Origin of the sequence: Methylorubrum populi, from assembly GCA_036946625.1 — a bacterium.
Lineage (GTDB): Bacteria > Pseudomonadota > Alphaproteobacteria > Rhizobiales > Beijerinckiaceae > Methylobacterium > Methylobacterium populi_C.
This window is the reverse complement of sequence record JAQIIU010000003.1, coordinates 1,272,378-1,297,056: the sequence shown is the minus strand read 5'-3', so window position 1 is coordinate 1,297,056 and position 24,679 is coordinate 1,272,378. Positions and strand designations below refer to the sequence as shown.

Annotated in this window: 29 protein-coding genes, 2 tRNA genes and 2 pseudogenes; 13 read left to right on the top strand and 20 right to left on the bottom strand. The window is 68.7% G+C overall.

Annotation, left to right across the window (positions count from 1 at the left end):
* Positions 1–247 precede the first annotated feature (247 nt).
* Both PGN25_17525 and PGN25_17520 read right to left on the bottom strand, forming a co-directional pair.
* Complete coding sequence (locus PGN25_17525) at positions 248–475, bottom strand: hypothetical protein (protein ID MEH3119333.1); 228 nt, start codon at positions 473–475, stop codon at positions 248–250.
* Entirely contained in the window at positions 450–899 is a 450-nt protein-coding gene (locus PGN25_17520; protein ID MEH3119332.1) for a hypothetical protein, read from the bottom strand. The genes PGN25_17525 and PGN25_17520 overlap by 26 nt, the downstream gene beginning before the upstream one ends.
* Before the next feature lie 146 nt (positions 900–1,045).
* Here PGN25_17520 and PGN25_17515 point away from each other — a divergent pair.
* Positions 1,046–1,737, top strand: a pseudogene (locus tag PGN25_17515) (IS3 family transposase).
* A gap of 17 nt (positions 1,738–1,754) precedes the next feature.
* Here PGN25_17515 and PGN25_17510 read toward each other — a convergent pair.
* The gene (locus tag PGN25_17510) at positions 1,755–2,816 is read right to left on the bottom strand and encodes a transposase (protein ID MEH3119331.1); all 1,062 of its coding nucleotides are present in this window, start codon (positions 2,814–2,816) and stop codon (positions 1,755–1,757) included.
* 327 nt (positions 2,817–3,143) lie between these two features.
* On the opposite strand from PGN25_17510, the pseudogene PGN25_17505 reads away from it, so the two are divergent.
* Positions 3,144–3,608 (top strand): annotated as a pseudogene (locus PGN25_17505) (IS3 family transposase).
* Between the two features lie 91 nt (positions 3,609–3,699).
* Here PGN25_17505 and PGN25_17500 read toward each other — a convergent pair.
* The 3 genes from PGN25_17500 to PGN25_17490 all read right to left on the bottom strand — a co-directional run bounded on the left by PGN25_17500 (position 3,700) and on the right by PGN25_17490 (position 5,258).
* Entirely contained in the window at positions 3,700–4,692 is a 993-nt protein-coding gene (locus PGN25_17500; protein MEH3119330.1) for an IS481 family transposase, read from the bottom strand.
* Positions 4,693–4,891: 199 nt separating this feature from the next.
* Positions 4,892–5,047: a hypothetical protein gene (locus tag PGN25_17495; protein MEH3119329.1), complete on the bottom strand. Its 156-nt coding sequence runs from the start codon at positions 5,045–5,047 to the stop codon at positions 4,892–4,894.
* 135 nt (positions 5,048–5,182) lie between these two features.
* Positions 5,183–5,258, bottom strand: a tRNA-Thr gene (locus tag PGN25_17490).
* A gap of 143 nt (positions 5,259–5,401) precedes the next feature.
* Between PGN25_17490 and PGN25_17485 the strand changes: the two genes are divergently transcribed.
* From PGN25_17485 to PGN25_17475, 3 genes are all read left to right on the top strand, one after another.
* Positions 5,402–6,073, top strand: a complete 672-nt coding sequence (locus PGN25_17485; GenBank protein ID MEH3119328.1) for a Maf-like protein — start codon at positions 5,402–5,404, stop codon at positions 6,071–6,073.
* Positions 6,070–6,276 carry a DNA gyrase inhibitor YacG gene (yacG, locus tag PGN25_17480; protein ID MEH3119327.1) on the top strand — a complete coding sequence of 69 codons (207 nt, stop codon included), beginning with the start codon at positions 6,070–6,072 and terminating at the stop codon, positions 6,274–6,276. The genes PGN25_17485 and yacG overlap by 4 nt, the downstream gene beginning before the upstream one ends.
* Positions 6,277–6,612: 336 nt before the next feature.
* Positions 6,613–6,688: transfer RNA gene (locus PGN25_17475), tRNA-Phe, on the top strand.
* 788 nt (positions 6,689–7,476) lie between these two features.
* Here the strand turns inward: PGN25_17475 and PGN25_17470 are convergent.
* The gene (locus PGN25_17470) at positions 7,477–7,959 is read right to left on the bottom strand and encodes a hypothetical protein (GenBank protein MEH3119326.1); all 483 of its coding nucleotides are present in this window, start codon (positions 7,957–7,959) and stop codon (positions 7,477–7,479) included.
* A gap of 435 nt (positions 7,960–8,394) precedes the next feature.
* On the opposite strand from PGN25_17470, the gene PGN25_17465 reads away from it, so the two are divergent.
* The gene (locus PGN25_17465) at positions 8,395–10,179 is read left to right on the top strand and encodes an ABC transporter ATP-binding protein (protein ID MEH3119325.1); all 1,785 of its coding nucleotides are present in this window, start codon (positions 8,395–8,397) and stop codon (positions 10,177–10,179) included.
* A gap of 50 nt (positions 10,180–10,229) precedes the next feature.
* On the top strand, positions 10,230–11,144 hold the full coding sequence (locus PGN25_17460; protein MEH3119324.1) for an aldose 1-epimerase family protein: 915 nt from the start codon (positions 10,230–10,232) through the stop codon (positions 11,142–11,144).
* On the opposite strand, the gene PGN25_17455 is transcribed toward PGN25_17460, so the two are convergent.
* The 11 genes from PGN25_17455 to PGN25_17405 all read right to left on the bottom strand — a co-directional run bounded on the left by PGN25_17455 (position 11,128) and on the right by PGN25_17405 (position 18,281).
* On the bottom strand, positions 11,128–11,337 hold the full coding sequence (locus PGN25_17455; protein ID MEH3119323.1) for a TOBE domain-containing protein: 210 nt from the start codon (positions 11,335–11,337) through the stop codon (positions 11,128–11,130). The two genes, PGN25_17460 and PGN25_17455, sit on opposite strands and share 17 nt — an antisense overlap.
* 83 nt (positions 11,338–11,420) lie before the next feature.
* Complete coding sequence (locus tag PGN25_17450) at positions 11,421–11,792, bottom strand: DUF2293 domain-containing protein (protein ID MEH3119322.1); 372 nt, start codon at positions 11,790–11,792, stop codon at positions 11,421–11,423.
* A gap of 147 nt (positions 11,793–11,939) precedes the next feature.
* Entirely contained in the window at positions 11,940–12,425 is a 486-nt protein-coding gene (gene rpsI, locus PGN25_17445) for a 30S ribosomal protein S9 (protein ID MEH3119321.1), read from the bottom strand.
* Positions 12,426–12,427: 2 nt separating this feature from the next.
* Positions 12,428–12,889: a 50S ribosomal protein L13 gene (gene rplM / locus PGN25_17440; GenBank protein ID MEH3119320.1), complete on the bottom strand. Its 462-nt coding sequence runs from the start codon at positions 12,887–12,889 to the stop codon at positions 12,428–12,430.
* Positions 12,890–13,306: 417 nt separating this feature from the next.
* Entirely contained in the window at positions 13,307–13,510 is a 204-nt protein-coding gene (locus PGN25_17435) for a hypothetical protein (GenBank protein MEH3119319.1), read from the bottom strand.
* A gap of 88 nt (positions 13,511–13,598) precedes the next feature.
* Complete coding sequence (locus PGN25_17430) at positions 13,599–14,204, bottom strand: LUD domain-containing protein (GenBank protein ID MEH3119318.1); 606 nt, start codon at positions 14,202–14,204, stop codon at positions 13,599–13,601.
* Positions 14,201–15,775: a lactate utilization protein B gene (locus PGN25_17425; protein MEH3119317.1), complete on the bottom strand. Its 1,575-nt coding sequence runs from the start codon at positions 15,773–15,775 to the stop codon at positions 14,201–14,203. The genes PGN25_17430 and PGN25_17425 overlap by 4 nt, the downstream gene beginning before the upstream one ends.
* Positions 15,772–16,515, bottom strand: coding sequence for a (Fe-S)-binding protein (locus PGN25_17420; protein MEH3119316.1), 744 nt, complete (start codon positions 16,513–16,515; stop codon positions 15,772–15,774). The genes PGN25_17425 and PGN25_17420 overlap by 4 nt, the downstream gene beginning before the upstream one ends.
* A 121-nt stretch (positions 16,516–16,636) precedes the next feature.
* Entirely contained in the window at positions 16,637–17,242 is a 606-nt protein-coding gene (locus PGN25_17415; GenBank protein ID MEH3119315.1) for a DsbE family thiol:disulfide interchange protein, read from the bottom strand.
* Positions 17,239–17,391, bottom strand: a complete 153-nt coding sequence (ccmD, locus tag PGN25_17410) for a heme exporter protein CcmD (protein MEH3119314.1) — start codon at positions 17,389–17,391, stop codon at positions 17,239–17,241. Before ccmD ends, PGN25_17415 begins: the two co-directional genes overlap by 4 nt.
* An 83-nt stretch (positions 17,392–17,474) precedes the next feature.
* Positions 17,475–18,281, bottom strand: coding sequence for a heme ABC transporter permease (locus PGN25_17405; GenBank protein MEH3119313.1), 807 nt, complete (start codon positions 18,279–18,281; stop codon positions 17,475–17,477).
* Between the two features lie 414 nt (positions 18,282–18,695).
* Between PGN25_17405 and PGN25_17400 the strand changes: the two genes are divergently transcribed.
* Entirely contained in the window at positions 18,696–19,535 is an 840-nt protein-coding gene (locus tag PGN25_17400) for a transglutaminase family protein (protein ID MEH3119312.1), read from the top strand.
* Between the two features lie 2 nt (positions 19,536–19,537).
* Here PGN25_17400 and PGN25_17395 read toward each other — a convergent pair whose 3' ends face one another.
* Both PGN25_17395 and PGN25_17390 read right to left on the bottom strand, forming a co-directional pair.
* Positions 19,538–20,632, bottom strand: coding sequence for an NAD(P)/FAD-dependent oxidoreductase (locus tag PGN25_17395; protein ID MEH3119311.1), 1,095 nt, complete (start codon positions 20,630–20,632; stop codon positions 19,538–19,540).
* 35 nt (positions 20,633–20,667) lie between these two features.
* Positions 20,668–21,840: a hypothetical protein gene (locus PGN25_17390; GenBank protein ID MEH3119310.1), complete on the bottom strand. Its 1,173-nt coding sequence runs from the start codon at positions 21,838–21,840 to the stop codon at positions 20,668–20,670.
* A 461-nt stretch (positions 21,841–22,301) separates the two neighbouring features.
* Between PGN25_17390 and flgB the strand changes: the two genes are divergently transcribed.
* From flgB to fliR, 5 genes are all read left to right on the top strand, one after another.
* Positions 22,302–22,718, top strand: coding sequence for a flagellar basal body rod protein FlgB (gene flgB / locus PGN25_17385; protein MEH3119309.1), 417 nt, complete (start codon positions 22,302–22,304; stop codon positions 22,716–22,718).
* 21 nt (positions 22,719–22,739) lie between these two features.
* On the top strand, positions 22,740–23,150 hold the full coding sequence (gene flgC / locus PGN25_17380; protein MEH3119308.1) for a flagellar basal body rod protein FlgC: 411 nt from the start codon (positions 22,740–22,742) through the stop codon (positions 23,148–23,150).
* A 5-nt stretch (positions 23,151–23,155) separates the two neighbouring features.
* On the top strand, positions 23,156–23,479 hold the full coding sequence (gene fliE, locus PGN25_17375; GenBank protein MEH3119307.1) for a flagellar hook-basal body complex protein FliE: 324 nt from the start codon (positions 23,156–23,158) through the stop codon (positions 23,477–23,479).
* Positions 23,480–23,569: 90 nt separating this feature from the next.
* The gene (gene fliQ / locus PGN25_17370) at positions 23,570–23,836 is read left to right on the top strand and encodes a flagellar biosynthesis protein FliQ (protein ID MEH3119306.1); all 267 of its coding nucleotides are present in this window, start codon (positions 23,570–23,572) and stop codon (positions 23,834–23,836) included.
* 48 nt (positions 23,837–23,884) lie between these two features.
* The gene (gene fliR / locus PGN25_17365) at positions 23,885–24,661 is read left to right on the top strand and encodes a flagellar biosynthetic protein FliR (GenBank protein ID MEH3119305.1); all 777 of its coding nucleotides are present in this window, start codon (positions 23,885–23,887) and stop codon (positions 24,659–24,661) included.
* Positions 24,662–24,679: the final 18 nt, after the last annotated feature.

The following is a 24,679-nucleotide window of genomic DNA, read 5'->3' as shown; positions in this document are numbered from 1 at the left end:
TATGGGGTGATACGGCCCAAAGACCGGGACAGGTCGGTTTGGCTCGTCGCAGGTGATGGAGCCCGCTCCCGCGTTCCGGCTACGCAGGGAAAGTGTTGGCCCCTGTGTCGCCAGGGGCTCGGCGTGGAGTGGTCGGCATCGCCGCCACCCCAAATCTCCCGTCTCAAGACCGGACCGCACGAAACGGGCCATCACCCCAAATTTCCCGATAGACCCTCTTACAAGCAATAAGGAACAGCCAAGCTCCTCACGGACAAGCGGCCAGCGCGACTTCCTCGTGTACCTCTTCCAGTTCCACCGAAGAATTCGTCTCCGCCCTAACCTCCTCCACATTTCGCTCGGAAGTTGCCCGTCCGTAGTCCCGGGCATGGCGGTCGGCGATGCGACGGACCACCGCGCGGTAGGTCTCGTCGGTCATGGGATCGAAGGTGGCGAGACCCTGAGGGTTGTCACCGAGGGGCTGGGTGAGAGACATGGTGCTTCCTCTTATAAGCCTCGAATAGGTCGAGCCCTTCCTGATCGTTCTTCAGATCCAGGGATGCATTCCAAGTCGTACGGCTGGAAAGCAATAGGACCTTGCCCACGGGAACCCGGGCCTCGCCCCCGCGTGGCGAAGGGCCGGGAACCATGATGTCCTGCACGATCAGCGACCGCGCAGCCATCCTATCCAAACGTCCGATGATGTGCCTGAGATCCTCGTGGTCGTCCGATGTGAGGTGTCCACCCAGCCAAAGCCGCTCCAATCGCTTGCCGGCGAGGCGTGCAACCTCCTTGGTCCAAATCTCATCTGTGGCGGGAAGGAACCCCATCGTGGGCCATATGTACCGCCCGAGATCGTCTGCCTCCATATCGATTCTATCCATCTTGCATGCAATTGCCAGATCGACGATGTTCATCATGAGGCGGGTTCCGATGCCCCCACCCTGATGTTCCGGCACGACCTTGGTAAGCCCCTCATCGGCAAGTCCAAGCCGAACCCGGATTGGCCTGCTGCCGGTTTCACGGACACCCGGTTTGGGTGTGATGATGAGACCGGAGGTACAGGATGCAGCGGCGCAAGTTCGGACGTGAGTTCAAGGTCGAGGCGGTTCGGCTGATCCGGGAGCGCGGGGTGAGCGTCGCCCAAGCGGCCCGCGACCTCGACGTGCACGAGACGGTGCTGCACCGCTGGGTGAAGCAGGCTGCGGCCGATCCGCAGCACGCCTTCCCCGGCCACGGGCAGATGCGGCCCGAGCAGGCCGAGATCGACCGGCTGTGCAAGGAGGTCTCCCGGCTGCGGGCGGAGCGTGATATCCTAAAAAAGGCCACCGCGTTCTTCGCGCGGGACGTGCTATGAGGTTCGCCTTCATCGCCAAGCACCGGACGGTCTGGCCGGTGGCCTGGATGTGCGCGGCGCTGAACGTCTCCCGTTCCGGCTTCCACGCTTGGCTCACTCGATCCCCCAGCCAGCGTGCCCGTGACGACGCGGCGATCCTGACCAAGGTGCACACGAGCTTCGTGGGCAGCGACCGCACCTACGGCGCGAGGCGGGTCTGGCACGACGTGCTGGCCGAGGGCGTGGCGTGCGGCCTGCACCGCATTGAGCGGATCATGCGCGAGAACGCGATGCGAGCTCGTCCGCGGCGACGGCGCGGGTTGCCGAAGGACGAGGGCGTGCGGGCTGCGGCGGCCGCCAACCTCCTGGAGCGGCAGTTCGCGGCCGATGGGCCGAACCGGAAGTGGATCGCCGACTTCACCTAGATACTGTCGGCGAATCAGGCGGCCTGTGCCAAGGCTGCGAAGCGTGTCGTGCGCGTCCTGGCTCGCGGCACTGCCGCCAACCAGTGTACGACCCGCGCGGCGTTCATCGCTGCGGCCACGCACACCTGCTGCAGTCCGGTCCTGGCTTGGCCGATGTATCGGCTCCTGCGTAGTCCGAAGGCCCGCACGCCCTGCGAGAGCGTGCCTTCGATCCCGGCGCGGATGCGATACCGCTGCTTCCAGGCTGGATCCTGCATCCGGTCTCGAGCGGCGTTCAGCGCCTCGTATTCCGGGCGCGGCAGGAAGTAGACGGAGCGGCGCGCCTCCTTCGACGCGGTGCAAAGCGCTCGCGTCGCGCAGGCGCCGCAATCGGTCCGGCTGAACACCGCCTGGAAGCGCGGGGCACCGACCTCGTCGCGGGTAGCGCGCCACGTCACTGACGTCTTGCCCTGGGGACAGGTGACCCGCTCGCCTTCCCAGTCGATTGCGAAGTGGCGCTGTTCATAGGTCTGCTCAGCCTGCGTCGCCCGCCTCGGCATGGCGCGGACCGGCCCTTCCAACGCGACGTCATGGTCGCGTCGGCTACCGACCAGCAGTCCCGCATCGACGTAGCCGGCATCCACGAAGTGCTCGGCCGGCAGAAGGTTCTTTGCCGCCAGCTGCTCGTGGATCGCGGCCGTGCTCGCCATGTCCGGCTGCATCGCCGGACAGGTCATCACGTTTGTGATCAGATGGGCCGCGTCCGCATCGCAGACTTCGGTGACGTGTACCTTGTAACCCGACCATTCCATCTGCCGCTTGGTGCTGTAGTGGACCTCCGGGTCGTAGGGAGACTGCAGTCGCTCGCCGACCGGCGGCAACTCGGCGCCGCTGCGCCACCGTGGCGGCCCGCTTCCCTCGCGGGCATAATGCACTCGCCATACATCGCGCAGCGTTCCCACCATCGGCACGGCCCGCACCTCAGGCGGTGCCGCCGGCGCGTCCAGCGCTTCGAGTAGGGCAAACCCGTCCGTACCGATCGCAAGAGCGAGTGCCTCGCGTTCCGTCCGAGCCCTGGGCAGGCGATAGTCCTCCACCCGGCGTCCATAGCGCTCGAACCAGACCGGTCGGCGTCGGCCGCTTGACGGTCGCTCAGGTGCTCGGAGAACTGGAGGACCGTGACCAGGGCCAGCCGCCAGGGCGCAAGACCGGGCTGGCCGCGGGTCGGATAGAGATCGCGGAAGTCCTCGTCCTGGTAGAGGGCGCTGAACTCATCGCGCAACCGCGTCGCGACCGTCCCTTTGGGGAAAGCCGCGCGCGCCACGCGCGCCGTCTCGACGGGGATCGCGCCGATCGGTTCCGGTCGCAGGCTCATCGCGCACCTCCGTGCCAACACCCCCGACCATCTGATTCGCCGACAGTATCTCACCTACATCTGGACGGCGGAGGGCTGGCTCTACGTCGCGGCCGTGATCGACCTGTTCTCGCGCCGCGTGGTCGGCTGGTCGATGCAGGCGAGCATGACGGCGCAACTCGTGGCGGACGCGCTCGTTATGGCGGTCTGGCGCAGGGGCAGGCCGGACGCGCTGCTGCATCACTCCGACCAGGGCAGTCAGTACACGAGCGAGCCGTTCCAGCGGCTGATGGCCGAGCACGGCATCGTCTGCTCGATGAGTCGGTCGGGCAACGTCTGGGACAACGCGGCGATGGAGAGCTTCTTCTCGTCGCTGAAGACCGAGCGAACGGTCCGGCGAACCTACCGCACGCGGGACGAGGCGCGAGCGGACGTGTTCGATTACATCGAGCGCTTCTACAATGCGGCACGGCGGCACTCGACGCTCGGCTACCTCAGCCCCGTCGAGTTCGAAAACCGAGCCAAACTAGCTTAGGCCGGCGTCCACCAAACCGGCAGCAGGCCACTCGCAGGCTCCAAGAGACGGCTGGCCAAGGCTCCTAGCGCAGAGATAGATCCTCCGGTCGCTAGGTGTTTGGTCCCGGCATTTGGTGGAGCGGGTTTGACCTGAAGCGGCCGGGCTCAGCGGACCATGCCTTGCAGATGGCTTCGTAGGGCGTGAGGCCGCGCAGGGTCTTCAAACGGCGTGCGAAGTTGTAGGCGCTGACAAAGTCGGCCAAGTGCGCACGGAGTTGCGCGTGGCTGTCGTAATGGTAGCGCTTGACCGTCGCGTCCTTGATCGTGCGGTTCATCCGCTCGACCTGACCGTTCGTCCAGGGGTGGCGCGGTTTGGTCAGCCGATGGTCGATATCGTTGCGGGCGCAGGCAAGTTCGAAGCTGTGGGCTCGGAAGGTCTCGCCGGCTACAATCGCCTCCTTGATGACGGAAGCGGCCGAGGCGACGTTGCCGGGCGTGGTGAAGTGGGTGCCGTTGTCGGTGAGCACCGTGTGCACCTTGTAAGGCACGGCCTCGATGAGATGGCGGAGGAAGTCACCTGCGACCCGCCGCGTGGCCTTCTCGTGGAGCTCAACGAAGGCGAACTTGGTCGTGCGGTCGATAGCGACGAGCAGGTAGAGTCGCCCTTCGGCTGTGTGAACCTCGGCCAGATCGATGTGGAAATAGCCGAGCGGGCAGGTCTTGAAGCGTGACCGCTTGGGCTTGTCACCGTCGACCTCCGGCAGTCGGCTGATGCCGTGGCGCTGCAGGCACCGATGCAGCGACGAACGGGTCAGGTGCGGGATCGTCGCCTGGAGCGCGTAGAGGCAGTCGTCCAACGGCAGGAGCGTATGGCGGCGAAAGGCGACGACGACCGCCTCGTCCTCCTGTGACAGCACCGTCGAGCGGGGATCCTTCGGACCCGTGCGCTGATCGGCGACCGAGGTCCGCTGCCGCCACTTGGCGACCGTCTTCCGGTTGATCCCGTAGCGCTTCGAGAGCGCCCTCAGGCTCGCTTGACTATGCTGGATCGCTCGACGGACTGCCTCCGTCGTGGTGGCGCTGCCGTGAAGAACTTGGCCCATAGCGCGTCCCTCCACTCCAACGTGAAGAGTGCACCATCAAACCCTGGGATCAAACAGCTAGGGTGGCAAACGTGGCAAGAGATGCCTGTCACCGACGCCCTACCAACAAAATTGCACAAATTTGATCTGCAACCAAGACCCCGCTCGTCGGTGGCGGCCTTGGGCTTGAAGAGGTTGCTGCGGGTGCGATCGGGCAAGCTCACTGCACGCTGTCTCCATCCTTCGCTTGCAAGAGCCGCAGCGCTTCGCGGGTGACCTCGTGCAGGTCGGACATCCCCTGCATCCCGAGCGGCACGCCGACGCGCTGGCCCTCGATGGTGGTCAGCACGATCACGGCCAGCGACTCGCCCATCATCAGGTCGGGCTTTGGCTCGCAGATCGGCAGGAGGAAGTCGCCTTCGATCGCATCCTTGGCGGCGGCAGATAGGACATGGTACTTACTATGTGCTTACCGGACAAGGTTTTCGGTAAGCAGAGTAGAGCTAAGTGCTGGTGCCGCAAGAGGGATTCGAACCCCCGACCCCCTCATTACGAATGAGGTGCTCTACCAGCTGAGCTATTGCGGCATCGCCTCCGGCTTCCTATGCGAAAGCCTGACGGAACGTGCCGCGTCTTAGACGCCCGTCCTCCCCTTGGCAAGCCTCGGATCGGGCCGTCGTCCGGTCTGCCGCGTTGCGGCGGCTGCGGGCTTGTGCGTAAGACCTCGCCGATGAACGCGCTTTCCCCCTCCGATGCATTGAAGCCGCACGTTTCCGCCGCGCGCGGCCGGCCGCCTCTCGTGCTCGCCTCCGCCTCTCCACGGCGTCTGGCGCTCCTGCAGCAGGTCGGGATCGAGCCGGACGCACTCCTGCCCGCCGATATCGACGAGACGCCGCGCAAATCCGAATCGCCGCGCGACCTCGCCCGACGCCTCGCCCGCGAGAAGCTGGAGGCGGCCCAGGCCGCGGCGCGGCGGCGCGAGGATTTGCGCGAAGCCTATCTGGTGTCGGCCGACACCGTGGTCGCCGTGGGGCGCCGCGTGCTGCCCAAGGCCGAACGGCTCGACGAGGCCGCCGATTGTCTGCGGCTGCTCTCGGGCCGCGCGCACCGCGTCTACACCGCCGTCTGCATCCTCTCCCCGAAAGATCGCCGCCGGGAGCGCATGGTCGAGACCCGCGTGCGCTTCAAGCGTCTCTCGAACCGCGAGATCGAGGGCTACCTCTCCTCCGGCGAATGGCGCGGCAAGGCCGGCGGCTACGCGATCCAGGGGCTCGCCGCCGCCTTCGCGGTGAAGCTCGTCGGTTCACACAGCGCCGTCGTCGGGCTGCCGCTCTACGAGACGATGAGCCTGTTGGAAGGCGAGGGCTTCCCCGTGCGCAGCGCTTGGGGAGCGGCCTCGTGAAGGCGGACCCCGCGAAAACGTCGGCTCCCCCCTGCCCGATCTGCGGCAAGCCGGCCCAGCCCGAGACCAAGCCGTTCTGCTCGGCGCGTTGTGCCGACATCGACCTCGGGCGCTGGCTCGGCGAGCGCTACGTCATTCCGGGACCGGAGGAGGGGGAACTGCCCCGCCCGGAGCATATCGACGACGTGGACCGCTCGCACTGAGAGCCTGTTTGACTGCGGTGATCCCATCTCGCCCCTCATCCTGAGGTGCCGGAGCGCAGCGGAGGCCTCGAAGGGGGCTCCAGGGATCGCGCGGGATTTGGAACACCCTTCGAGGCCGCTTCGCGGCGCCTCAGGATGAGGGTGGAGATGGGAGTTATGGCTTTCCTCTTGCCCTGCCGTTGCCTGACGAAGACACGTCGGCCGGTCAAACAGGCTCTGAGACGGAAGACGGATGCCCGGCAAAAAAGCTTCGCCTCTCGCCAACGAGAGGCTGGACAGGCTCTCAGGCCTTCACTATACCCCCGCCTGCCGCCGACGCAGCGCGAAGCGGCCGATGCCCAGGTAGCTCAGTTGGTAGAGCATGCGACTGAAAATCGCAGTGTCGGTGGTTCGATTCCGCCCCTGGGCACCATATGGTTTCTGAACCCGACCAACGGGTTATCTCTCATTATCTATCTGCGGCTTGACTGGAGAACACCCTTCTTCAGATGCCGGATTCCATTGGACACCGCGAAGCGCCGGCCGTCCGCTGAATACCGGTCATGCCGAGAAGGGCGACGCTCCATCGAAACGATGGCGGCGGCTTGCAGCCTGTCGCGATCGCCAAGTCTGGCTGTTCAGTGCCCTGAACCTGCCTGTTCCTGAACCGAAAGGAATGTCGGTTCGGACGGCGGGCTTCCTTCGCAGGCTTACCATTCGAAGAACGAGTCGAGCCGCGGCATGAGACAGATCAGTGTTCCTGCCGCACCGACCACACCAGCCATCATCACCATCGCCGCCACGGCCCTGACCCTCCGGATTATATCCGCGCAGGCATAACTCGGGACAGGTCGCACAAGTTTCTCACGCTGCGCCGCCCTTGCAGCGAACCCGCAAGAAGCGGGCATCACCACTTCAGAAATCGGTCCGCGCTCGGACGCGCGGCGATGGTGAGGGCGATCGCACCGACCGCTCCAACCAGCATGATGGCAGCAGCAAGGACCATGGCAACTGCTCCGGGCACGGGTTCGGGATCATCCTGCAAACCAACGAGCCGGGAGGGTGGCCTGTGCCGTGCGGCAAATTGGCTTTCCGCCGGAGGTCATGGCGGCTGTCTTCGAGCCGCATTCGGTCACGCCGCAACCGAGACCGGCATCGGACGGAGGGTTGTGCGTCCTGCCGTCCTGGACCTGATCTCATCGGACAAGGCCCGGAAGGACATCAACTGTCGCGGCCGATTCCGAGCCCTCTCAGCAGATCGCCGATCGGATCGATGCGCGCGGCCTTCTGAGGCTGCGGTGCGACCGCCTCCGGCCCGGCCGCCGGAGCCGTGACAGCGGGCACATCGGCCGCTGCGGGCGGACGCGTGCGACTGGCGACCTTCGCGGTCCGGTGGCGCCGCGGCGCCTGCGCCCTTTCGGGCCGGTCGATCGTCGGCTTCGTGTCGCCTGCCGCGAGCAACGCCACCGTCTCGGGCGAGAGCAGGGTGAAAGAGGCGGGCTTAGGTCCCTGCAGCGATGAATCCTTACCCTCACCGGCGTTGCGCGCCGCATCGGTCGAGGCGATCCGCACCTTGGCTCGCGGCGGATCGATCCAGGCGTCGCCCTCGACCTGACGGGAGGCGGCCAGATTCGGCTGCAGCCGAACCTGCGCCGAATGCTGTTCTCGCACGAGGGGAGAGGAGGCGACGAGACCGATGACCATGATGGCGGTGGTCGCGAAGACGGATCTGTAGTGTTCCATATTCGCAGAACGTACCGCCAAGGTTCCGGTTCCGCCGGCTGCCGGCGATCAATACATGATTGAATTCGGCCAGCGGACGGCCATCGCAGACGCGAATGCTTCGAGCCGCGCTCCTCAACCGGGCCATGGACCGCGCGGCGACGTTTCCGATTCGCGCGCTTCGTCGGCACCGTCGACCGATCCCGCATCCGCCTTGACGCCCCCTCCGGCCGCCATGCTAAGCACCGGGCTCTCGACGGGGATGAAGAAGCTTGAGGTTTTCTTTGTCTTCAATCACTTAAGTCGCGCCCTGGCGAAATCGGCCTGGACCGCGCCCGACGCTTCCGAGTCCGAAGGTCCTGCCTTGATCACCCGGACCGGGGTTCCCGCTCCCACCCCCTCTCGTCCGGTGACCGTGTGAGGACCCTCCTCGATCTCCTGCGGGTGATGCGGCGGCGCGATCGGCGGCGGCTCGTGCTGCTCGGCATCGGACTCGGCTTCGCCGCCCTGCTCGAAGTGGTCGGCGTCGCCTCGGTGTTGCCCTTCCTGACGCTGGTCGGCGATCCGGGGGCGGCGGCGCGCATTCCCTATCTCGCCGGTTTTCGCGACGCGCTGGGCCTGACCGACGATCACGCCTTCCTGCTCGCCACGGGCTTTGCCGCGCTCGCCGCGATCCTCCTGACCAGCGCGGTCAATGCGGGCTTCGCCTTCGCGCAGCTCCTGTTCGCCCACCTGACCGGCTACGGCTTCGCCCGGCGCCTGCTTGCCCGCTACGTCGATCGCGAACGGCTGTTCTTCGCCCGCGCCAACAGCGCGGACCTGGCCAAGAACGTGCTGAGCGAAACCGATCGTCTCGTGGTCGGCGTGCTGACGCCTGCGATGGTGATCGCTTCGCGCGGGGCCTCCGCGCTGGCGGTGGTCATCTTCCTGATCGTCTACCAGCCGCGGCTGGCGCTGATCCTCGGCGGCGGCTTCGGCGGGCTCTACGTCGCGATCTACCTCGTGATGCGGGCACGGCTCGCCCGGCTCGGCACCCGGGCGGTGTCGGGCAACGAGGGGCGCTACCGCGTGGTGCAGGAGACCTTCGGGGCGCTGACCGAGCTGAAGCTCTACGGCCGCGCCGAAACCTTCGCGGCCCGCTTCGACGCACCGGCCCGTTCCTACGCCCACGCCCTGGCGGCGAGCCTGCTCACCGGGCAATTGCCGCGCTTCGTCATCGAGTCGCTCGCCTTCGGCGGGGTGATCGCGGTGGTCCTGTTCGCGCTGACGCAAGGGCTCGACACCGCCGGCATGCTGCCGCTGCTCGGCCTGTTCGCCTTCGCCGGCTACCGCATGCTGCCGGCCTTCCAGAATATCTTCACCTCGGTCTCGCAGTTGCGCTTCCATCTGCCGGGCGTGCGCCTCATCGTCGATGCGCTGGCGGGCGAACGCGCGCGCGCGCCGCGCACCGCCGAGCGCCTTCCCTTCGCCGGGACGATCCGCTTGGAGGATGTGGGCTTCGACTACGAACCCGGCCGCCCGATCCTGCACGGCATCGACCTGACGATTCACGCCCACACCACCGTCGGCTTCGTCGGCCGCACCGGGTCCGGCAAGTCGACGCTGGTCGGGCTGATCCTCGGCATCCTCACGCCGACGCGGGGCCGCATCCTGATCGACGGGAGGCCGCTCGATGCCGCGACTCTGCCGGCCTGGCAGAACCGGATCGGCTACGTGCCGCAGGACGTGTTCCTGATCGACGGAAGCGTCGCGCAGAACATCGCCCTCGGGGTCGAGCCGGGTGCCCTCGACCGCACCGCGATGGAGCGCGCCGCGCGGCTTGCCGGGGCGCACGACTTCATCGGCGCTCTGGCGGAAGGCTACGACACGGGCGTCGGCGAGCGGGGGGCCCGCCTCAGCGGCGGCCAGCGTCAGCGCATCGGCATCGCCCGCGCGCTCTATCACGACCCGGACGTGATCGTGTTCGACGAGGCCACCAGCGCCCTCGACGGCGAGACCGAGGCGGCGGTGATGGGTGCGCTCGGCGCACTCGGCGGCACCCGCACGATCATCATGATCGCCCACCGCCTGACCTCGCTGCGCCGGGCCGACACGGTGCACGTCATCGAGGACGGCCGGATCGTCGCCTCCGGTCCGCCCGAGCAGGTGATCACGGAGCCGGCTGACGAGCTCCCCCGCGGCAACCCGGCGACGATCGGGTAGCGGGACCGTCCCGGCCAAGCTATCGATCCTGCGACGGAACAGGTGCGGACATGGCCGAGACGATCGAGATCCGGGCACAGGACGGCAGCACGGCGCGGATCGCGCTCGACGGGGCCGAGCCGGTCTCCTGGCAGGTCGAGGGACGCGAATACCTCTGGAGCGGCGCCCCGGAGCACTGGAACCGGCACGCGCCCTGGCTCTTCCCGGTGGTCGGCGCCTCCGGCGGCGGCGGCGTCCGAGTGGATGGCCGGCGCTACCCGATGGCCCAGCACGGTTTTGCCCGCGACCTGCCCTTCTCCGTCGTCTCACGGGACGACGCGGCGGTCAGCCTGTGTCTCTCCGACAGCGAAGCGACGCGGGCGCACTATCCGTTTCCGTTCCGGCTGACGATCGATGTCGCGATCTGCGCGAAAAACCTCGCCTTCGCGATCCGGATCGAGAATCCGGGGGACGCCCCCCTGCCCTACGCGCTCGGCTTCCATCCCGCTTTTCCCTGGCCCTTCGCCGGGGGCGAGCGGCGGGCCGGGGGCGGGTACGCGGTGCTGTTCGAGGCGGCGGAACGGCCTTTCGTGCCCGAGGTCGGGGCCGGCGGCCTGCTGGTTCGCGGCGAGCGCGAGCTGCCTCTCGACGGAGCGCGCCTCGACCTCGATCCCGACCTGTTCACCGAGGCACTGGTCTTCCTGAACGCGAAGAGCCGGGCGATGCGCTTCGTGGCGCCGAACGGCCGCGCCATCGCCATGCGGGTGGAGGATTTCCCCCACCTCGCCGTCTGGACCAAGCCGACGGCACCGTTCCTGTCGCTGGAAGCCTGGACCGGTCACGCCGATTGGGCCGGCTTCGACGGCGAACTGGCGCAGCGCGATTCGCAGCGTCTGCTGGCGCCGGGCGAGGCCGCCCGGCACGGGATCGCGCTGGCGATCGAAGGTGAGGACCGTCCTGCGACGGGGATCAGTCGACGGCGATGATGACGTCGGAGCTCTTGATCACGGCATAGGCCTCGCCGCCGACCTTGAGGCCGAGCGCATCGACCGACTCGTTGGTGATGGCCGAGGTGACGACCTGACCGCTGGCGATCTCGATCTTCACATGCGCCGTGGTCGCGCCCTTCTCGACCGAGACGACCTTGCCCTTCAGGACGTTGCGTGCACTGAGCTTCATGGATCGGCTTCCTCCGTTGGCGGATCGGGCTCTCCCTGCCCCAGCCATGCCTGGGCGGCAAGCGTCGGCGACCCGCTCTCCCCTCACGCTTCCGGGACATCGTTCTCCGCCGGATCGGTCTGCGCCTCTTCGGAGACGCGCCGGCGGCAGCCCCACTGGGCCAGCACCGCGTTGATGTCGTCGAGCACGAAGTGGCGGGCGCTGTCGCGGTCGTAGCCCTCGTCGAGCAGGTCGTCGTACTCGGTGAAGGCGTGCCGGGCGAAGGCCGTCAGAGCGAGCCACGCCGCGTTCTCGGGCATCGCGCCGCGCAGGCCGGGGCTGCGCATCGCCCGGTCGAGCACCGCCTCCGCCTCGAAATCGGGCAGGCGCGGCGCGAGCCGGGCCAGCGCCTCGGCGACCATGGCGCGGCGGTCCCACGACGGGACGGCGCTGGGCCGGGGCTCTCCCTTGGTCATGCGGCGACCTCGCGTCGGGCCCGAAAGCAAGAAAGGGCGGAGCCTCGCGGCCCCGCCCTTCGCACGATGATCCGAGACGATGCTCTCGGTTTTTGATTTTGCATCGTCTTCTTCCGAAAGCCGGCAGCCACCTTTCGGGACGATGCTCTAGCGTTTCGAGAACTGGAAGCTGCGGCGGGCCTTCTTGCGGCCGTACTTCTTGCGTTCCACGACGCGCGGGTCGCGGGTCAGGAAGCCCTCGCGCTTGAGCGGCGCGCGCAGTTCCGGCTCGTAGTAGGTCAGGGCCTTGGACAGGCCATGGCGCACGGCGCCGGCCTGACCGGACAGGCCGCCGCCCTTCACCGTGACGGTGATGTCGTACTGGTCGACGCGGCCGGCGATCTCCAGCGGCTGGCGCAGGATCATGCGCAGCACCGGGCGGGCGAAGTAGGTCTCGACCGGGCGGCCGTTGACCACGACGGTGCCGTTGCCCGGCTTGATCCAGACGCGCGCGACCGCGTCCTTGCGCTTGCCGGTGGCGTAGGCGCGGCCCTGGGCGTCCAGCTTCTGAACGTGGACGGGCGCCTCGTTCTCGGGATTGCTGGTCTGGGTGTTCGCCCGATTGAGATCGGCGAGGGACTGAAGGGTCGCCATGATCAAGCGCTCACGTTCTTACGGTTGAGGGAGCCGACGTCGAGCGCCTGCGGCTGCTGGGCCTCGTGGGGATGCTCGGCGCCCTTGTAGACGCGCAGGTTCCCGAGGATCTGGCGGAAGAGCGGGCCGCGGGGCAGCATGCGCTCGACGGCCTTCTCGACCACGCGCTCGGGGAACCGGCCCTCGAGGATGAACTTGGCCGAGCGCTCCTTGATGCCGCCCGGATAGCCCGTGTGGTGGTAGTAGACCTTCTGGTCGTACTTGCGGCCGGTGAACTTCACCTTGTCCGCGTTGATGACGATGACGTTGTCGCCGCAATCGACGTGGGGCGTGTAGGCGGCCTTGTGCTTGCCGCGCAGGCGCATCGCCACGATCGAAGCGAGACGGCCCACGACAAGGCCCTCGGCATCGATCACGACCCACTTCTTGTCGACGTCGGCGGGCTTCAGCGAAGTGGTCTTCATGGCCGATTCCCGTGCCGGTGACGTTTGAAACAAGGCGCCGCCGCGTCGGTGAGGACGCAGCGGCGTGCGGGAGGGTCACTACGGGGGATTCGCCCCCGCGTCAAGACGCGGTTGCGGCCGTTGATCGCGAAAAGCGCAATGATGCGAACGGGTTCGGTTTTGCGGTATTTCAATACCGCATACCCCGTTTCGGAAACCGTCGCCGCCTTCCGGGAATCTGCCGCGGCCGGATAAGGAAGAACCCGCCGCGGCGAGGCCGGGCGGGTGGAGTTTGGAGATTCGTCCAGTCTCAACCTGAACATATCTTCGACGCGCTATCGTGCCGTTTCATCCGACATCCTTGCAAAAAATTTCGGATTCGGGTCGGTATCCGCCTGCAAACTCGAGGCTCCGAACTCGGTTCGGCACAGCGAGTCTTCAGGAGGCCGGCCCAACGTTGACGCCGAGATAGCAGTTCCCGAGGTTGGGAGAGACGGAGACGCGGCGCTCGAGATCGGGCGCCAGCGTCAGGGTCCCGTCGATCACGTCGAGACTGCACGGTCGCGCGACCTCGGCGTTGAAGATGAAGGTGGTGGGCGCCTTGACCTCGCAGGCAAGGCTGCGGCCGAGCTTGAATCGCACGGGACGGCTCCGGATTTCGCAGGGGAGAAAGCCCCGGTCGCGCGGGGCATTGCGCCGCAAACGCGCGGACAGCCGTCCGGCTCCGCGCTCAGGCAGCCCGTTCCTTGCGCGGCAGCAGAAGCACGGTGAGCGAGCGCACGCCCTGCGCCCCGTGGATCAAGACGCCCTCGATGTCGGCGGTCGCCGAGGGACCGGTGTGCAGCACGGCGTAGGCGGCCTGCCCGAACTCCGAACGGCGGTAGGCCGCCTGGATGTCGACGACGATATCCGCGGGATCGAGCAGCACGATCAGGTGCTGGGCGAGATAGGCGACCGCGTTCACGATCAGATCGCCTTCCGTGAACAGGACCGAGCCGGTCTCGGCCACGCCGAAGCGGGCGCGCACCACCGCGGCGTCGACATCGGCGAGATCGGCGGGCTTGCGGACCGTGGCGAGATCGCGGTTGCCGGAAAACTCCGGTACCGCCGAGGCGATCACCGTCGCCCGGTCCAGCCGCGGGCGCACCGGCGCGAACGGGTCGGCCGGCCCACCCGCCCGCTCGACCCGGCCGCCCATCCTGCCCAGGCGCTCGGAGAACCCGGCGACGAGATCGTCTCCGACCAGGGGCGCGAAGGTCGGCACTTCGGGCAGCGGGAAGTCGCCGGCCGGCCGGTTGGCGCGCAGCCGGGTGAGAATGGCGTCGCGGGCGCTCACGCGTCCGTCTCCTTCTTCATGCGGTTCTGCCGGTACCACGCGTGGAAGCTCTGGCGCGGAGCGTGGGGCATCTCGCGCTTCTTCCCCCAGGTGTTGGCCGGGTTGTAGACGGCGAAGCGCGGCAGCACGCGCAGCGCGGAATCGGCGGTCTGGATCGCGGCGCGGTAGGCGGCGGGCCGGCTCAGCACGGCGCCGGCGGCCTTCATCATGCCCTGCTTCAGGAGCGGGATCCGGTGCTCCTCGGCCAGGACCCTGCGCCAAGCGAAGATCTGCTCGTGGATGTTGATCTTCACCGGGCAGACATTGGTGCAGGAGCCGTTCATGGTCGAGGAGAACGGCAGGGTCGAATATTTCCGCTTGTCGAAGGTCGGATCGATGATGAGCCCGATCGGGCCGGAATAGGTCGCGCCGTAGGAGAGGCCGCCCGAGCGCCGGTAGACCGGGCAGGTGTTCATGCAGGCGCCGCAGCGGATGCATTTGAGCGAGGTCCAGAACTCCTCCATCGCCAGCCGCTCGGAGCGGCCGTTGTCGACCAGCACGAAGTGCATTTCCGAGCCGGTCCGCGGTTTGCGGAAATGCGAGGTGTACTGGGTGATCGGCGAACCGAGCGCCGAGCGCGAGAGGAGCCGGATGAACACGCCGAGATGCTCGACGCGGGGAAGCAGCTTCTCGATGCCGATCGAGTGGATCTGCAGCGGCGGGACGTTGCCCGACAGGTCGGCATTGCCCTCGTTGGTGCAGGTGACCACCGTGCCGGTCTCGGCGATGGCGAAGTTGCAGCCGGTGAGCCCGGCATCGGCCTTGAGGATCAGCGGGCGCGTCGTCTCGCGCTGGCTCTCGGCGAGATAGTGGGCATCGTCGTTGTCGGGGTCGGTGCCGAGCGTCCTGGCGAACACGTCGGCGACGTCGAGGCGGGTCTTGTGGACCGCCGGCATCACCACGTGGCTCGGCTCCTCCTCGTCGAGCTGCTGGATGCGCTCGCCGAGATCGGTCTCGATCACGTCGATGTCGTGGGCCGCCATGAAGTGACGGAAGCCGCACTCCTCGGTCAGCATCGACTTCGACTTCACCAGCGACCTGGCGCCGTGCCGCTTCAGGATGTCGAGGACGATGCGGTTGTGGGCCGCCCCGTCCTCGGCCCAGTGGACGTGGACGCCGTTGGCCTCGGCCGCCGCCTCGAACTGTTCGAGGTAGCGGTCGAGATGGGTCAGCGTGTGCGTCTTGATCCGCGAGGCGAGTTCGCGCAGTTCCTCCCACTCCGGAATGCCGTGGGCGGCGACATCGCGCTTGCGGCGCACGTCCCACAGGCGCTCGTCATGGGCCTTCTGGTGCATCGGCGCGGCGAGGAAGCGCTCGGCGGCTTCCGCCTGATCGATCGGCCGGTTGCCGCGCACCCGCGCGCCGCGGGGCTGCGGCTCGCGCGGGGCGTCGGCGCGGATCGGCTTCGAGGCGGCTTCCGCGTGCTGCAGGCGCTCGCCGCCGGGGCCGCGCTCGCTCTCGTCGGAGGGAGCCCGCACCTCGCGGTGGAGCACGTCCCCGGTCCGGCGCGGGGTCAGGTCGTCGGCGCTCATGCGGCGGCTCCGTTCAGCACCTGGGCGATGTGGATGTATTTCAGCGGCACGCCGAGGCGCTCGGCGCAGCCCTTCTGGTGCATCAGGCAGGAGGAATCGGCCGAAACGACGTACGCGGCGCCGGCACGGGCCTGATCCGTCACCTTGTCGTAGCCCATCTTGGCCGAGACCGCGGGCTCGAACACCGAGAAGGTGCCGCCGAAACCGCAGCACTCGTCGGGCCGGGTGAGATCGACGATCTCCAGACCCTTCACCTTCTTCAGGAGGCTGAGGGGCTTGGAGAAGAACGGCCGGTTCAGCTCGGTCGGCCGGGCGTGGCCGATGCCGCGCAGCGCGTTGCAGTTCGAGTGGTAGGCGACCTTGTGCGGGAACGCGGCCCAGGGCAGCGCCTCGATCCTGAGCACGTCGTGCAGGAACTCGACCAGCTCATAGGTCTTGGAACGCACCGCCTTGACCTCGTCGGTCTGCGGGATGGCGGTGAGATGCTCGCGCACCTGATGCACGCAGGAGCCGGACGGGGCGACGACGTAGTCGAACCCCGAAAAGTTCTTGACGAACAGCGCCTCGGTGGCGGCGGCCTCGCCGTGGCAGCCGGTATTGGTCATCGGCTGGCCGCAGCAGGTCTGGTCGTAGGGGTATTCGACGGTGAGGCCGAAGCGCTCCAGCAGTTCCAGCGTGGCGATGCCGACCTCCGGCTCGAAGGCATCGACGTAGCAGGGGACGAACAACCCGATCCGCATGGCGCTCTTTGATCGTGGTTTCAGCCGGATGCCTTGGCTCTCCACCTTGGAACGGCTTCAGGCCGGCCCCGGCTGCATACGCCTCCGATCCCGGGTTTCCAAGCGCGGGCGGTCGCTCCAGTCAGTTCGTCACGGCCGCGGCCCGGCCGGCGGCGCGGATGCGCTCCAGGACGCTGGCGTAGTTTTCCGGCGTCAGGATGCCGACGAGCTTGTCGCGGATCACGCCGTCGGGGCCGACGATGAAGGTCTCCGGCACGCCGTAGACGCCGAGATCGATGCCGGCGCGGCCGCTGGTGTCGGCGCCGACCGCGGAAAACGGCAGGCCGTGGCGCTCGAGCCAGCGCCGGCCGGCCTCGCCCGGATCCTTGTAATCGATGCCGACCAGCCGGATTCCGGGCTCCTGCGACAGACGCATCAGCATCGGGTGCTCGATCTGGCAGGGTGCGCACCACGAGGCGAAGACGTTGAGGACCGTCACCTGCCCCTTCAGGTCGGCGCTCGCCAGGCCCGGCACCGGCTTTCCGTCCGTCTGAAGGCCCGCGACCGGCCCGAGAGCGAAGGCAGGCAGCGGCTTGCCGATCAGGGCCGAGGGCAGCGCCTGCGGGTCCGCGCCCGAGCGCAGGCGAACGAGGAAGGCGACGGCCAGCACCGCGAAGACGAGAACCGGCAGCAGCACGAGGAGCGAGCGGCGCGGACGCCCCTGGAGCTCGGGCGACGGCGCGCTCACGGGCGCGCTCCCCGCTCGTCCTGAAGCTCGGCCAGCGCCCGGCGCTGCACCCGCCCATCCCACCAGCCGTTGACGATCAGGGCACCGAGCACCAGCGCGGCGAAGCCGTAGGAGCCGGCGATGAAGGCGGTGTAGGGTCCAAAGTCCATGACGCTCCGCTCGGATGGCTCTCGGTTTCTGATTGTGCACCGTCTTTTCAGACAAGCCGGCCGCCACCTTTCGGGACGAGGCTCTAGATCGCTTGGCCCACGGGAACGCCCGTGGCCACCCGGGTGACGCGGGCCGCGCTCTGAGCGCCGGCATCGAGCCGCTCGGCCTGCCGGATCAGCAGCGTGCGCACCCGGCGGCGGTAGATTTCCGTGCGCATCGCCTGGAGATGCAGGGTGACGCCGAGGAGCGTCATCGCCAGCACCATTTCGAGCAACGGATAGAGCATCGAAGAATCGATCGACGAGCCGCCCATGCGCAGGATCGAGGCCGGCTGGTGCAGCGTCGACCACCAGTTCACCGAGAACTTGATGATCGGCAGGTTCACCGCGCCGACCAGCGTCAGGATCGAGACCGCCCGGGCCGCCCGGCTCGGATCCTCGATGGTCCGCCACAGGGCGATGATGCCGCAATAGATCAGGAACAGCACCAGCATCGAGGTCAGGCGCGCGTCCCACACCCAGTAGGTGCCCCACATCGGCTTGCCCCAGAGCGAGCCGGTGACGAGGCAGATCAGGGTGAAGGCCGCCCCGATCGGTGCCGCGGCGCGTTGCGACACGTCGGCGAGCGGATGGCGCCACACGAGCGTGCCGATCGCCGAGAGCGTCATCGCCCCGTAGAAGCCCATGCCGAGGATCGCGGCGGGGACGTGCACGTACATGATCCGCACGGTCTCGCCCTGCTGATAGTCGGGCGGCACCACGAAGAGGGCCAGATAGAGTCCGACGGCGATCAGCAGGGCCGATGCCGCGGCGAGCCAGGGCAGGGCCGCGCCCGACCAGCGCAGGAAGTGGCCCGGATGGGCGAGGCGGTTCCAGAGAGCGGTCCACATGGGATTCTTTCATAGCGCCGAGTGCGCCGCAGCAGCAATGCGCGCCAGCGTCCCGTCAGGGCCATCGCTTCAAGCGATGGCCCTGGTTTTCTTGGCTGGCCTCAGTCGCCGGCGCCCGCCTCCGCGGACATCTCGGCCCCTTGGGTTTCACTCCGCTCGATGCTTCTCAGGACCAGGGTCCTGAGAAGCCCGCTCCGCGCGGCGCTCTTGGTCGTGTCCCTTCGCGCCGCGAAGCCGCTCAAGCGGCTTCGAGCGACGGCCTTGGCGTCCCGTCTCTCCGTTGCCGAGCAAGTCGGCGCGCTGCGAACTATTTGTGCAGCGTATCGCCGGAACGGTCCGAAGCCTCACCGCTTAACGCCCTATCCGGCAAATCTTTACTTGCCGGAATTGAAGACGGAAGTCACAGGCCGCCGCATGTTGATCAAGACCGGTTACGACATCGCGTTCGAGACTGATTCCGCAACGCCGATGTCGCTGCTCCTCAGCGTCCACCCCTCGCGGCAGGGCGACCTGCGCAGCCCGGAGCGGATCGATTTCGATCCGCCGATCCCGCAGCGCCAGACGCTCGACGCGTTCGGCAACGTCTGCACGCGCATCGTCGCCCCGCCCGGGCGCCTGACGATCTCGGCAGATTTCCTGGTGGCGGATACCGGGCGGCCCGACGAAGTGGCGGCCGATGCCGCGCAGGTGCCGGTCGACGCCCTGCCCGACGCGGTGATGCTCTACCTGATGGCGAGCCGCTACTGCGACACGGACAGGCTGTGCGGCATCGCCTGGCAGCTCTTCGGCCGCACGCCGGAAGGCTGGGGCCGGGTGCAGGCGATCGTCGACTACGTGCACCGGCACATCCGCTTCGACTACCAGCGGGCGGACGCCACGCGCACGGCCTTCGACGGGTACACCCAAAAGGTCGGCGTCTGCCGCGACTTCGCGCATCTGGCGATCGCCTTCTGCCGCTGCATGAACATCCCCGCGCGCTACTGCACCGGCTACCTCGGCGACATCGGCGTGCCGCCGGTGCCCGACCCGATGGATTTCTCGGCGTGGTTCGAGGTCTATCTCGGCGGGCGCTGGTACACCTTCGACGCCCGCCACAACACGCCGCGGATCGGCCGCATCGTCATGGCCCGGGGCCGCGACGCCACGGATTGCGCGCTCTCCACGAGCTTCGGCGCGGCGCGGCTCGTCCGCTTCGAGGTCCACACCGACGCGGTCGCGGACGGCGTGCCCGCCGACCTGATGCGCGCCGCCTGAGCTCAAGCCGTCAGGCGGTCTGCCACCGCCTCGGCGAGCGAGAGCACGGAGGTCAGGCCCGGGCTCTCGATGCCGAAGAGCTGCACCAGCCGAGCGAGGCCGTGTTCGGCCGGTCCGTCGATGCGGAAATCCGCCGGCGGCTCGCCGGGGCCGGTCAGCTTCGGGCGGATGCCGGCATAGTCCGGCGTCAGGCGTCCCTGCGGCAGGCCGGGCCAGTAGCGCCGGATCGCCGCCGCGAAGGTCTCGGCCCGCGCCGGATCGACGGCGTAGTCGGGCGTCTCGACCCACTCGACATCGGGGCCGAAGCGCATCCGGCCGGCGAGATCCAGCGTCAGATGGATGCCGAGTCCTCCCTCGACCGGGGCCGGGTAGATCAGCCGCGCGAAGGCGGGTTTGCCGGTGCAGCCGAAATAGCTGCCCTTGGCCAGTACCTGCCGCGGCACGCATCCCGGCGCCAGTCCCCCGATCCGGCGCGCGAAGGCCTGCGCGCCGAGACCGGCGGCGTTGACGATCCCGTCGACCCACAGCGTGTCCGGGGTCCGGCCGCCGAAACGGACATGCCAGCGTCCCTGCCTCGGCTCCGCCGATTCGATCGGCGTGCGCAGGGCGAGCACGCCGCCCGCATCCTCGATGTCGCCGAGCAGGGCCAGCATCAGGGCATGGCTGTCGACGATGCCGGTGGCGGGCGAGTGGAGCGCGGCGACGCAGGACAGGGCCGGCTCCAGGGCGACGGCCGCGTCGCGTTCGAGCCACGCGAGACCCTCGACACCGTTCTCGACGCCGCGGGCGAAAACGGTTTCGAGCGCCGGGCGCTCCTCGTCGCGGGTCGCCACGATCAGCTTGCCGCACGGGCGATAGGGGACGCCGTGGCTCTCACAGAATCCGACGAGGCGGCGCCTTCCCTCGACGCAGTGGCGGGCGCGGACCGAGCCCGGCGGGTAGTACATCCCGCCGTGGATCACCTCGGAGGAGCGGGCGGACACGCCGGTGCCGATCGCCTCCGCCGCCTCCGCCACGACGACCGAATGCCCGCGCAGGGCGAGCGCCCGCGCGACCGCGAGTCCGACCACACCGGCTCCGACGACGAGCGCTTCCATGCCCCTGCCAACCCGGCTGGTGATCCTGCTCCCCGTCAGCCCTTGCTGTCGAGCGGGCGCCCGAGCAAGCGGGCGAACTCCGCCTCGATCTCCTCCACCGAGAACGGGTTCTGTCCCTGCCCGCCGGATTCGGCCGACTCCGCCTTCGGTTCGGGCTCCGCCGCTTCGGATCTGGACGATCCGGCCCCGGTCGGCGCGGCGGGCTTCGGAGCCGCCGCCGGCCTAGGCTCGGTTCTCGGCGGAGCCGCGGCGGGAGCCGCTTGCGTCTCCTGCCGTGCGGGCGGCGCGGCCGGAGATGGCGGCTCGGGCTGTGCCGTCGCCATCGCCGCCGCGACCGGATCGGGCTGCGTCGGCGGGGTCGGTTCGGCCGGCTTCGGAGCGGGCGGTGGAGGCGGCGGCGCGACGGGCGCGCCGGGCGGCGGTGTCACGGCCGAGGACGGCCGCTTCAGCGCGACCTGAAGCTGTCGGGCCATATCCGAGAGCACCGCCGGGTCGACCACCCGAGGCTCTCGGCCGGCGATGACGGGCGGCGGCTCCGATGCGGGCCCGGGCGGGGTGGGCGGCGGCGGCACGGGATCGGGACGGGCAGCCCGCTCGGAGGCCGTCTCGGCGCGCGGGCCGACCACGGTCGGCGCGGTCCGTCGCATCAGGCGGCTGACCGGCGAGGCCGGCCGGGGCCGGGCGTCGGCCGGCGAGATCTCGGGCTCGAACAGACCCGGATCGAGGGACGGCGTCCGGTCGGCTGCCGGCTGCGCACTCGGCGCGGAGGCGGAAACCACCTCCGGCATGGTGAAGGTCGGCGGCGCCGGACTGTCGAGGAAGGGATCGGTGCGCGGCGGCTCCAGGGCGCCGGCCTCGGCCGCGCCGCTCTCGGACCGGCCCGATCCTTCCGGAGCGTAGCGGCTGCCGGCGCCGCGCTGGATGTGGCGCTCGATCACCACGTCGTTGGGCCCGCCGACGAGCAGGAGATGCTCGACGTTGTCCCGCCGCAGCAGGATGAGTTGGCGCTGCCGGTCGAGTTCGTAGATGTCGACGATGCCGAGCCGCGGCTGGCGTCCGCGCTGGCCCGGGCTCGCGGCGAGCGACAGCCCACGCCCGGACAGCCGCATGAACAGCATCGCCGCGACCAGGAACAGCACCAGGATGACGAGGAAGATCACCAGGAACTGCAGGGCGTAGGAGCCCTCGGAACTGAAGAACGCTTGCAAGACCGGGGTCTCTCGTGGTCGGGGCTCCTTCGACGCCGCGCGAAGCATCCGGCCAGGACCGGAGCCTTCGGGAGACGCGAACTCGGCCCCACGCGATACAGGCCTCGATTATCGCCGCCGGCCGCGGTCCCGGCAACAAAGGCTGACGCTTCGTTAACAACTCGGTGCGGCGGGTCGGGTGCAATTCACGTTCGATACCAAGCCGCAGGGAAGCCGACCGATGGTCGGCTTCCCTGCGTCCGGCGGACGCCCGCCGCCGCGCCTTCGCGCGGGCAACCGTCGATGAGCCGGGATCATCGCCGGTCGGTATGAATGCGGTCGGCCGCATCGGCTCCGCAGGATACCCGGCAGGAATTGCCCGCTTAACGGCTCCTTAACCATGCGGGCGGCAAGTTCTGCCGGGTCCGGACCCGCGGCTCACCGCGATCCCCCATCCCGCCGCGCCGGCCGCCCGAGGCACCATGTCGCTCACCGACCTGCCCCTGCTCGGCATGCTGCGCACCCGGATGCACTGGCACCAAGCCCGTCAGGCGCTGCTCGCGGAAAACGTCGCCAACGCCGACATGCCGGGGTTTCACCCGCGCGATCTGGCCGAACCCGCCGCCGCGTCGGCGGGTCTGGCCGCGCCGCTCGGCGCCTCGGTCGGCGGCGACGGGCTCGCCCGCACCGATTCCGGCCATATCGGGCTCTCGGCCGGCAGCGGGCCGAACGCCGACCCGCGCCGGTTCAAGGGCTTCGAGGTCCGCCCCTCGGGCAACGGGGTCAATCTCGAGGAGGAGATGATGAAGGCCGGCGACAACCAGTCGGACTATCAGCTCGTCGCCTCGCTCTACCAGAAGAGCCTCGACGCCCTGAAGATCGCCGTCGGCAAGCGCTGAAGAGTCTGAGCAGGCACCGCCATGGATTTCCTGAAGAGCCTCGGCATCGCCGCCTCCGGCCTCAAGGCGCAGTCCGGCCGGATGCGCATCATCGCCGAGAACATCGCCAACGCCGATTCCACCGCCCCGAGCGCGGGCGGCGATCCCTACCGCCGCAAGGTGCCGACCTTCACCAGCCGGTTCGACCGTGAACTGAACGCGAGCGTGATCGAGGCCGGCCGGGTCCGGCGCGACCCCTCGCCGTTCCGCACCAAGTACGACCCCGGCAACCCGGCCGCGGACGCGCGCGGCGAGGTGCGCCTGCCCAACGTCAACGGGCTGGTCGAGAACATGGACATGCGCGAGGCCCAGCGCTCCTACGAGGCCAACCTCAACATGGTCACCGCCACGCGGCGGATGATCTCCCGCACCCTCGAAATCCTGAAGGCGTGAGCCCGATGACGACCTCCGCCTTCGCCGCCGGCGCCTACGCCGCCGCCCAGGGCATCGCCCGCCCCGGCGCTCAGAAGCCCGTCCAGGGCATGGTGCAGGGGTCGTCCGCGCCGGGCGGCTTCGGCGGCCTGCTGCAGCAGAGCCTCGACGGCGTGGCCCAGGCCGGCGCCCAGGCCGACCGCGCCGCCCTCTCGGCGGCCACCGGCAAGGCCAACGTCGTCGATGTCGTGACGGCGGTGGCCGAGAGCGAGACCGCCCTCCAGACCCTGGTCGCCGTGCGCGACCGCGTGATCTCCGCCTACGAGGAGATCATGCGCATGCCGATCTAGTTCCTTTCGGTTTTTCCCCTCTCCCTGCAAGCGCGGCGAGGAGATGCCCATGTCAACGTCCCTCAGAGCAGACGAAAAGCCGACAGCCCCATGACCGGCCTCGCCATCCTCGACATCGCCCGCGACGGCATCTTCGTCTTCCTGAAGGTGGCCGGCCCCCTGATGATCGTCGCCCTCGTGATCGGCCTGATCGTGTCGCTGTTCCAGGCGCTGACCCAGATCCAGGAGCAGACGCTGATCTACGTGCCGAAGATCGTCGCGGTGTTCGGCGTGATGCTCCTCATGCTGCCCTTCATGGGCGACGCCATGGCCGCCTACATGGCCCGGATCGCCGCCCGCATCGCCGCGGGCGGGTGATGGCTCGCGGGCAGCGCGCGGGGCCGCGAGCGTGTAGGAAGGGCCGGCATGACCACGCCGCTCGACCTGCTGCTGCCCGGCCTCGCGGCGGCCTTCCTGCTCACCTTCGCCCGGGTCGGCACGCTGATCATGCTGATGCCGGGGCTGGGCGAGCAGCTCGTCTCGGCCCGGCTGCGGCTCGGCCTCGCCCTGCTGGTGACGCTGGTGCTGTTCCCGACCGTTCGCCCGATGCTGCCGACCGGCAACGCGGCGCTCGCGGCGCCGACCCTCATCGGGCTGCTGTTCGGCGAGATCCTGATCGGCCTGATGCTGGGCCTGTGCGTGCGCATGATCGTCGCCGCGCTGCAGACGGCGGGCGTGGTGATCTCGCAGCAGCTCGGCCTGTCCTACGCCATGACCGTCGACCCGACGATGGGCGGGCAGCAGGCGGCGCTCGGCAACTTTCTGGCGCTTCTCGGCGTCACCCTGGTGATGGCGGCCGACCTGCATCACCTCGCCCTCGAAGCGATCGGGCGCAGCTACCTGCTCCTGCCGCCCTCCGGCGTGCCGGCGATGGCGGATGCGGCCAAGCTCGCCCTCGACGCCTTCAGCCGCGGCTTCGCCCTCGCGGTGCGCATCTCCGGGCCGTTCATCGTCTTCGGCATCCTGTTCAACCTCGGCCTCGGCGTGCTGTCGCGGCTGATGCCGCAGCTTCAGGTGTTCTTCCTCGCGGTGCCGGCCTCGGTGCTGATCGGCATGATGATGCTCGTCGGCGCGCTCGGTCTGATCATGGGGGTGTTCCTGGACGATCTCGGCCGCTATCTCGGCGCGTTCCTCGGGCGCTGATCGGGAACGACGGAGCCT